At 58.3% G+C, this 8,226-nt stretch carries 10 protein-coding genes and 1 tRNA gene; 5 read left to right on the top strand and 6 right to left on the bottom strand.

What is annotated here, in order from left to right:
• Positions 1-41: 41 nt before the first annotated feature.
• Positions 42-935, bottom strand: a complete 894-nt coding sequence (ttcA, locus tag ACR0KL_RS22150) for a tRNA 2-thiocytidine(32) synthetase TtcA (RefSeq protein ID WP_170667876.1) — start codon at positions 933-935, stop codon at positions 42-44.
• A gap of 113 nt (positions 936-1,048) precedes the next feature.
• Here ttcA and ACR0KL_RS22155 point away from each other — a divergent pair, with 113 nt between their 5' ends.
• Positions 1,049-1,984 (top strand): alpha/beta hydrolase, encoded by a 936-nt coding sequence (locus ACR0KL_RS22155; RefSeq protein WP_170681003.1) that lies wholly within the window; start codon positions 1,049-1,051, stop codon positions 1,982-1,984.
• On the opposite strand, the gene yidD is transcribed toward ACR0KL_RS22155, so the two are convergent.
• The 3 genes from yidD to rpmH are packed head-to-tail and all read right to left on the bottom strand — an operon-like array spanning position 1,981 to position 2,800.
• Positions 1,981-2,217, bottom strand: coding sequence for a membrane protein insertion efficiency factor YidD (gene yidD / locus ACR0KL_RS22160; protein WP_170459835.1), 237 nt, complete (start codon positions 2,215-2,217; stop codon positions 1,981-1,983). The genes ACR0KL_RS22155 and yidD overlap by 4 nt on opposite strands.
• On the bottom strand, positions 2,214-2,639 hold the full coding sequence (gene rnpA, locus ACR0KL_RS22165) for a ribonuclease P protein component (protein ID WP_170681004.1): 426 nt from the start codon (positions 2,637-2,639) through the stop codon (positions 2,214-2,216). The genes yidD and rnpA overlap by 4 nt, the downstream gene beginning before the upstream one ends.
• A gap of 26 nt (positions 2,640-2,665) precedes the next feature.
• Positions 2,666-2,800 (bottom strand): 50S ribosomal protein L34, encoded by a 135-nt coding sequence (gene rpmH, locus ACR0KL_RS22170; RefSeq protein ID WP_005980833.1) that lies wholly within the window; start codon positions 2,798-2,800, stop codon positions 2,666-2,668.
• 296 nt (positions 2,801-3,096) lie between these two features.
• Here rpmH and ACR0KL_RS22175 point away from each other — a divergent pair, with 296 nt between their 5' ends.
• The 4 genes from ACR0KL_RS22175 to ACR0KL_RS22190 all read left to right on the top strand — a co-directional run bounded on the left by ACR0KL_RS22175 (position 3,097) and on the right by ACR0KL_RS22190 (position 6,794).
• Entirely contained in the window at positions 3,097-3,828 is a 732-nt protein-coding gene (locus tag ACR0KL_RS22175; protein ID WP_170376065.1) for a TVP38/TMEM64 family protein, read from the top strand.
• Between the two features lie 5 nt (positions 3,829-3,833).
• Positions 3,834-5,252 (top strand): FAD-dependent oxidoreductase, encoded by a 1,419-nt coding sequence (locus ACR0KL_RS22180; protein ID WP_170681005.1) that lies wholly within the window; start codon positions 3,834-3,836, stop codon positions 5,250-5,252.
• A gap of 18 nt (positions 5,253-5,270) precedes the next feature.
• Complete coding sequence (locus ACR0KL_RS22185) at positions 5,271-6,653, top strand: ATP-binding protein (RefSeq protein WP_480777526.1); 1,383 nt, start codon at positions 5,271-5,273, stop codon at positions 6,651-6,653.
• Between the two features lie 64 nt (positions 6,654-6,717).
• A tRNA-Arg gene (locus ACR0KL_RS22190) sits at positions 6,718-6,794 on the top strand.
• Positions 6,795-6,960: 166 nt separating this feature from the next.
• Here the strand turns inward: ACR0KL_RS22190 and ACR0KL_RS22195 are convergent.
• Positions 6,961-7,197 carry a hypothetical protein gene (locus ACR0KL_RS22195; protein WP_480777527.1) on the bottom strand — a complete coding sequence of 79 codons (237 nt, stop codon included), beginning with the start codon at positions 7,195-7,197 and terminating at the stop codon, positions 6,961-6,963.
• Between the two features lie 243 nt (positions 7,198-7,440).
• The gene (locus ACR0KL_RS22200) at positions 7,441-7,836 is read right to left on the bottom strand and encodes a hypothetical protein (RefSeq protein ID WP_480777528.1); all 396 of its coding nucleotides are present in this window, start codon (positions 7,834-7,836) and stop codon (positions 7,441-7,443) included.
• Positions 7,837-8,226 lie beyond the last annotated feature (390 nt).

Here is an 8,226-nt window from a genome sequence, read left to right on the forward strand (position 1 = left end):
ACGCTCAAGGTGAACGGTAGGAAACCAGTCTGAGTCAGACGTTAACGCAACTGCGGAATTTCAGCAGAATTTTCGTCTTTTTTGCTGAAATCCAAGGAAAGCCCTGAAAAGTCGAACAATTTCGGGTCCAGCAAATGGGAGGGGCGGGCGTTGGTCAACGCGCGGAACATGACCTGACGGCGGCCGGGGCTGTTCTTTTCCCACTGATCGAGAATGTGTTTGACCTGTTGTCGCTGCAAACCGTCCTGACTGCCGCACAGATCGCAGGGAATGATCGGGTAGTTCATTGCCTTGGCGAATTTCTCGCAATCGGCCTCGGCCACATGGGCCAGCGGGCGGAAGACGAACAGGTCGCCCTCTTCATTGACCAGCTTGGGCGGCATGGTTGCCAGACGCCCGCCGTGGAACAGGTTCATGAAGAAGGTTTCCAGAATGTCGTCGCGGTGATGGCCCAGCACTACGGCCGAGCAGCCCTCTTCCCGCGCGATGCGATACAGGTTGCCCCGGCGCAGGCGCGAACACAGGGCGCAATAGGTCCGGCCTTGAGGGACCTTGTCCATCACAACGGAATAGGTGTCCTGATACTCGATCCGGTGGGGAACACCCATCCGTTCCAGAAACTCGGGCAGGACGGTGGCGGGAAAGCCGGGTTGCCCCTGATCCAGATTGCAGGCCAGCAAATCGACCGGCAGCAACCCGCGCCATTTCAGCTCATAGAGAACGGCAAGCAGGGTATAGCTGTCCTTGCCGCCTGACAGGCAGACAAGCCAGCGTGGCGGCTTGCCGTCCTTGTCATGGGCGGAGGGGTCGATCATCCCGTACTGCTCGATCGCCTCACGGGTCTGGCGCACGATGCGTTTGCGCAGCTTCTTGAACTCGGTCGTCGAGGGCGCGCCAGCAAACAGCGGATGGATATCGTCGGCTTCATCAAACATGGGCCGTGATTACAGCGCAGGATGCGCGTGGGCAAGGTGTCGTGAACCCGGGCCAGTTTTTGGGGAAAGCGCCGCCTGTGCTATGCTCTGCGGATTTACTAACGGAGTTTAAAATGGACTATTTCTTTACCGTCCGCGGACGCAGCGGCAATACCTATTCCAACAGACTGGGCAAGGCGCGCTATCTGGCGATCCCGTCCAACGTAAAGACACCGGCGCGCAAACATGAAATCCGAATTTCGGACTGGCTGGACAAGGTGCAGCAGGCCGTCGGGGCGACGGATCACGAAAAAGGCCATATCGTATTTTTCGTGCATGGTTTCAACACCGAGCAGTTCGAGATGTTGGAGCGGCACCGCAAGATCCGCAAAGGGCTTGAGGCCCATGGTTTCAAAGGTGTGATCGTCAGCTTTGACTGGCCAAGCGATGGATCCGTCTTGGGCTATAGCTCGGACAGAGCCGATGCGCGTCGCTCGGCGGATAAGCTGTTCAATGACGGGATCAGACGTTTGTCCAAAATGCAGACCCCGGATTGCCCCCACAATGTTCACGTTCTGGCGTATTCGATGGGGACGTTTCTGGTGCGCGAGGCTATGGATTACGCCGATGACGACCATGAGATCGCCCAACACAGCTGGACCACAAGCCAGATCGCCTTTGTCGCGGCGGATGTTTCGGCCAAGTCTTTCCGGGAAGGCAGCGCCAAGACCTCATCCTTGATGCGGCGGTGTACGAGGCTGACCTGCTACTACAGCCCGTTTGATGAGGTTCTTTCGATCTCTGAGGTCAAGCGCGTGGGCGTTTCGCGCAGATTAGGGCGGGTGGGTATGCCCTCGGACCATCCTGAAAAGGCGGTTAACCTGTATTGCGGCAAGTTTTTCAATGACAATCGCGCGGATTACCCGGATGGACCATCCGCCAGCCACAGCTGGTATTTCGACTCGCCTCGGTTCTACGAAGATTTGCACCACTCTTTGCTGGGTAAGTTGGATCGGGAAGTCATCCCGACCCGAAGGTTCACGGACCGAGGGAATCTGGCGCTGGTCTAATCGTCTTCGGATTTCTCGGGCACTGGGTCATACCCCGTACCGCCCAATGGGTGGCAGCGCCCGATTCTACGGGCGGCCAGCCACGCGCCCTTGATCGCGCCGTGTTTCTCTAGCGCTTCCAGTGCATAGGCCGAACACGTCGGTTGGTAGCGACAATTGAATCCGACCCAGGGGCTGAAAACCAACCGGTATGCGCGCACGGGCAGAGCAAATATGCGCGCCAGCAGGGTCATTTGCGAGGGGAGTGAATCTTGCGCAGCGCATAGCGCAGATCGTCGAGCATGGCGTCAAACGCCCGCCCGGCGGTGACCTCGGCGCGGCCAATCAGGACATAGTCCCAGCCCTCATGCCCCTGTGTGGGCAGTACGGCGCGGGCTGCTTCACGCAGGCGGCGCTTGGCGCGGTTGCGGGCCACCGCATTGCCGACCTTCTTGGAACAGGTAAACCCGATGCGAATGCCTGCGCCCTCATCCGGCGCACGCTTGCGGGCCTGCACCATCATCGAGGATGTGCCTTGCCGACGCGCCCGTGCCGTTTTCAGGAAATCAGAACGATTCTTGAGAACGGTCAGAGGTTTGGGCGCGCAAACGGACGCCGCCGGGGGCTTGACCCTCGGTTGGTTGATACCATCCTCAGGGGCCTCCGGCGGCGTCATGTTCATAACCTGATCGGTGAGGCGGTTTACGCGCTCAGCGATTTGCGGCCGCGTGCACGGCGCGCGTTCAGGATTTTGCGGCCGGCTTTGGTGGCCATGCGCGCGCGGAAACCGTGGCGGCGTTTGCGAACCAGGTTCGAAGGCTGATAGGTGCGTTTCATCGCTCCGTCTCCAATCTATAGCGGTGGGTGCGGCGCGGATTCGCCTGGCCCGAGTGTTCGAAGCCCGTCCTCTACTGCCAAGCGGGGGGTAAGTCAAACCCCAAGGCACGGGTTTTCGCGCCTTTTGCAACAATTCTGTAACCTGGCCGGTCAAAAGATTTCAGAATCCGGTTTTTTGCGCCCCGAACCCTCACATTCCCTGCCACAGAGTTCAAGGCCGCGTGAGGGGCCTGTTGCAGGACCACGAGGCAGCGCATGTTGGGGTCAGAATGAAACAATCAAAGCCGGACAGCCAGATGAGCGAAACAACCCAAGCACCGCGCAGCGGGTTTGCGCGCCATATTCCATTGCTTGTGATCCTGACCGTCGCCGCGGTGGGGTTCTTCACCCTTGGGGACTACCTGAGTTTTGAAACCCTGCGCGACAATCGCGAGGCCCTGTTGGCCTGGCGGGATGAGTATTACTGGGCCATGGCCGCAGCTTTCGTTGGGATCTATATCGTGATCGTGGCGTTTTCCCTGCCCGGGGCCGCCGTCGCCTCGATGACCGGTGGTTTCCTGTTCGGCCTGTTCGCAGGCACCGCGTTCAACGTATTCGCGGCAACCATCGGCGCATCCGCCATCTTCTTGGCTGCGCGCTGGGGCTTGGGTGAGTCGTTGACGGCGCGACTCGAATCCTCGGAAGGGACCATCAAGAAACTCAAGGACGGCCTGCGCGAGAATGAGATCTCGGTCCTGTTCCTGCTGCGTCTTGTGCCCGTGGTTCCGTTCTTTGTGGCCAATCTGGTCCCGGCATTGGTGGGCGTGAAGTTCCGCAACTTCCTGTTCACCACGGCGCTGGGCATCATTCCGGGTGGTATCGTCTACACCTGGATCGGCGTCGGCCTAGGCGGTGTCTTTGATCGCGGCGAAACGCCGGATGTTTCGCTGCTTTGGGAACCTTTTGTTATCGGTCCGATCATAGGCTTGTGCGTATTGGCCGCTCTGCCCATTCTGATCAAAGCCCTGCGCGGCAAAAAGGACGCCTGAATTCCATGAAAGAGCTGAAAACAGATATCCTGGTCATCGGCGCCGGGTCGGGCGGTTTGTCGGTTGCAGCAGGGGCGGCGCAGATGGGGGCCGATGTGATTCTGCTGGAAGGCCACAAGATGGGCGGGGATTGCCTGAACTTTGGCTGTGTCCCCTCCAAGGCCCTGATCGCAAGTGGCAAGATGGCTTATGGGCAGGCGTATTCTGCGCCTTTTGGCGTGGCCGATGTTGTGCCGCAAGTGGACTATGCCGCCGCCAAGGATCACGTGCACGATGTCATCGCTCAGATCGAGCCGATGGACAGTCAGGAACGGTTCGAGGGCTTCGGCGTCAAGGTGATCCGCGAATTTGGCACCTTCCTGTCTCCGACACAGGTGCAGGCCGGTGAGAACGTGATCACCGCCCGGCGGGTTGTCATCGCCACCGGATCATCGCCGCTTGTGCCGCCGATCCCGGGGCTGGACTCGGTGCCATTCTACACGAATGAAACCATCTTTGATCTGAAGGATAAGCCCGACCACCTGTTGATCATCGGCGGCGGCCCCATCGGGATGGAGATGGCGCAGGCCCATATCCGGCTGGGCTGCAAGGTCACCGTGATCGAAGGCGCAAAGGCGCTGGGCAAGGATGACCCCGAGGCTGCAGCCCTCGTTCTGGAGACCCTGCGGGCCGAAGGTGTCGACATTCAGGAACAAGCCATGGTCGCGCAAATCCGAGGCTCGGCTGGCGCGGTCGAAGTTGTCACCCAGAACGGAGACATCTTTGCCGGGACCCATCTTCTGATGGCAGCCGGACGCAAGGCCAATGTCGAACGCCTGAACGTAGAGGCCGCAGGGATCGACCGAACGCGCACGGGGATCAAGGTGGATGACGCTCTGCGCACGTCCAATCGCAAGGTCTATGCCATCGGCGATGTGGCGGGTGGTCTGCAATTCACCCATGTGGCGGGGTATCATGCGGGCATTATCATCCGCTCGGCCCTGTTTGGTCTGCCATCAAAGGCCAAGACATCTCACATCCCTTGGGCTACCTATACGGACCCCGAACTGGCTCAAGTTGGCCTGACAGAGGCGCAGGCTCGTGAACAGCATGGCGACGCGATGGAGGTTGCCCGGTTCGACTATCACCACAATGACCGCGCCATATCCGAGCGTAAGACAAAAGGGTTCATCAAGGTCATGGTCGTGAAAGGACGCCCGGTGGGCGCGACAATCATTGGTCATCAGGCCGGAGAGCTGATCAACTTGTGGTCCCTTGCGCTGGCCAATAACCTCAAGATGGGACAGATCGCCGCGATGGTTTCACCCTATCCGACGATCGGAGAGGTTAACAAACGTGTGGCGGGGGCTTATTTCTCGCCAAGGCTGTTTGAGAATCAGACGGTTAAACGCGTGGTCAGGTTCGTGCAACGCTGGATCCCCTGACCGGAAGAGGAGCGCCAATTGAACTCGCTGTCCGGCCGATTTCTGATCCTGACGACGGTCTTCGTGATGTTGGCCGAGGTCCTGATCTTTGTGCCGTCCATCGCGCGTTTCCGGGAAGACTTCCTGCTGAACCGGTTGGAACGCGCGCAGATCGCGTCTTTGGCGCTACTGGCCGATGATATGCTCGCCGACGATCTCGAGGCCGAGCTGCTGGCAAATGCGGGTGTCTATAACGTCGTCCTGCGGCGCGATGAGGTGCGGCAGCTGATGCTGTCTTCGCCTATCCCGGAACAGATCACCAACACCTATGATCTGCGAGACGCGGGCCCATGGATCCTGATCCGCGATGCGATGACCCGTATTTTCACCACTGAGAATGAGGTCATCCGCGTGATCGGTGAGCCAGTCAAAGGCGCCGGTCTACTAATCGAGGTAACCATAGACAGCATGCCCTTGCGCATGGCGATGGTGGATTACGGGCTGCGTATTCTGGGTCTGTCCTTCGTTATTTCGATAATCACGGCTTTCTTCCTGTTCCTTGCTGTGCGCGTTGTGCTGGTACGCCCGATCAAAAGCGTTGTCGGCTATATGCAGCGCTATGCCAGCGCGCCCGAGGATGCGCGGGGCATTATCACTCCCAACTCCAAGGTCACTGAATTGCGTGAGGCGGAAGAGGCCCTCAAGATGCTGCAGACCGACCTGACGCAGGCGCTGAAACAACGCGAGCGTCTGGCGCAACTGGGTGGTGCGGTGGCCAAGGTCAGCCATGACCTGCGCAATATTCTGACCTCTGCACAACTGTTCACCGACCGGATCGAAGCCAGCGATGACCCCTTGGTCCGCCGCATGGCCCCCAAGCTGGTCAACTCGATCACGCGTGCGGTTTCACTGTGTGAAAGCACCCTCGCCTTTGGACGCGCGGAAGAACCCGCGCCGACCCTGACAATGGTCCGCGTCCGCGACATCGCCGAAGATGTCGCCGCCAGCGAGCAGTTGGCCGTTGCCGATGCATGCGTCGAAATCGTGAACGAGGTGCCCGAGGATCTGGTCGTGCGCGCAGACCCCGAGCAGCTGTTCCGCGTGATCATGAACCTTGTGCGCAATGCCCGGCAGGCTCTGGTCGCCTCGGGCAAACCCGGGCGCGTCACCGTCACCGGCTGCGCCATGGAGGCCAGTTGGTGCATCGAAATCCGCGACACCGGCCCCGGCCTGCCGCCCAAAGCCCGCGAGAATCTGTTCACGCCATTCCAGGGCGGCGTGCGCAAAGGCGGCTCGGGCCTTGGGCTTGCGATTTCACAGGAATTGGTGCGCGGACATGGAGGAGAGCTCGTGCTGAAAGAGACCGGACCCACCGGTACAACCTTTGAAATAAGCCTTCCACGCGGCGATCTAACTTTTTGAAGAATTTTTGCAGAATCGGCTTGCACGTCCCCGGCACCGGGTCTAAATAGCGCCTCACCAACGCGGACCGATAGCTCAGCTGGATAGAGTACTTGACTACGAATCAAGGGGTCGGGGGTTCGAATCCTCCTCGGTCCGCCATTGGTTTCTCAATAAAAGAAACGTCTTGGGTGATCTGGTCCACTTGATAGCTTCGAGGAGTTTCTCTTCAAGGCAACTTTGAAGCAACCGCGCTGGGCGAAATAGGTTGTTTTCACCCCACTCCGTGCGGTCCACTCGCCTGTATATTACCGAACACAGCCAATGCCTAATGGCAGGCGTTTGCTGGTGGTATGTCATCGTTGGGAATGCTGTCCTTGAAATTAGGGTATGCCATTCGGTCGCCCAGGTTCATCAGCACTGTCACGAGGTGGTTTCGTGGAATGAACGCCCGGTAACGATAGTCGCCGCCCGGTGTTTCGATCACCTCACCGTCCATACCATAATCGCACAGAAGTTCGGCGTCTTGAGCGCGGTGGAACCGAAGACAGACGCGAGACCCCATGTGCGGCCCGCTGGTCTTACCGTCCTCATCCTTTGCAACGGCCGAGAAAAAAGCCCGAACTCTCGGGCGTCGAGAATGCTACCCACATCTGCAGGTCCTCCTAATTTTTTGGAAAAAGGGGGCGTCGCCTATCAGATACAGTATAGGGTCGTCAACTCGAGGAGGCTTACGTGCGCGTGCGCATGGCCTGTAGGCGCAAACCCAAACCTCTGCACCAGGCAGCCCCTAAGAGATGGTTGGAGACTACTCGACGTCATGCAGTTTTGGCTCAATCACCTTCCGCTGAGCCAATCTTTCTGGAAGGCGGTCGCTGATGTCTTTGAGCCGCTGTGTTGGATTGACACTCATGCCGACAGTTCCGCTGTGGGTGTGTGTGATGCTAACGCTATCAGCGCGTCCAAAGGCTCGGTCCTGCGCTAAGGCCAACAAGGCGATTTGTTCCTTGCCAGAGAGTTTTCCCAATACAAATTCGCCGTTCCGATCAATGCGATTGAAGAGCTCATCCATCGACAAAAGATCGTTCATGCGTTTAACAGCGATCTCGCCGTTCGACTGAATCAACTTTCTTGTCTGGGGCTCCAGCTTGGGTCGGCCACCCGGATTTCCGGAATGACCAGGCTTGAAGAGCGGTGTTGGCATAGTGAACCCCTCTGTTCTCAGAAAGTGAATGCACCAAGCAATAACTATATACTTTACATAATATAATTCGGTTTGAGTTGAGAATAATTGTGCATTTTTCTACGGGGCTTGGCGGTAGTTAAGTGCCATCCTCGGCTACAGCGGAGCGGGTTTTTGGTCAGCGTCTGCTATCGTGCTGAGCGACCACTAAATGCACAAAGTTCGACTGTCTGCTGCCGAAAGACCGCTTAGCGGCGCTTAGCCTTCATCAGAAAAAAGGTCGGATGACCGCGTTGAGCCCAAAGCAGACACACCCGCAACAAAATGATATGGTCATAGAACCAGAGGCGCTCATACATTCAGGAACCGTACTTTACGGAGTTCGGACAAATGATCATGCGCATCTTTCAG

It is taken from the genome of Ruegeria sp. C8, from assembly GCF_056537565.1.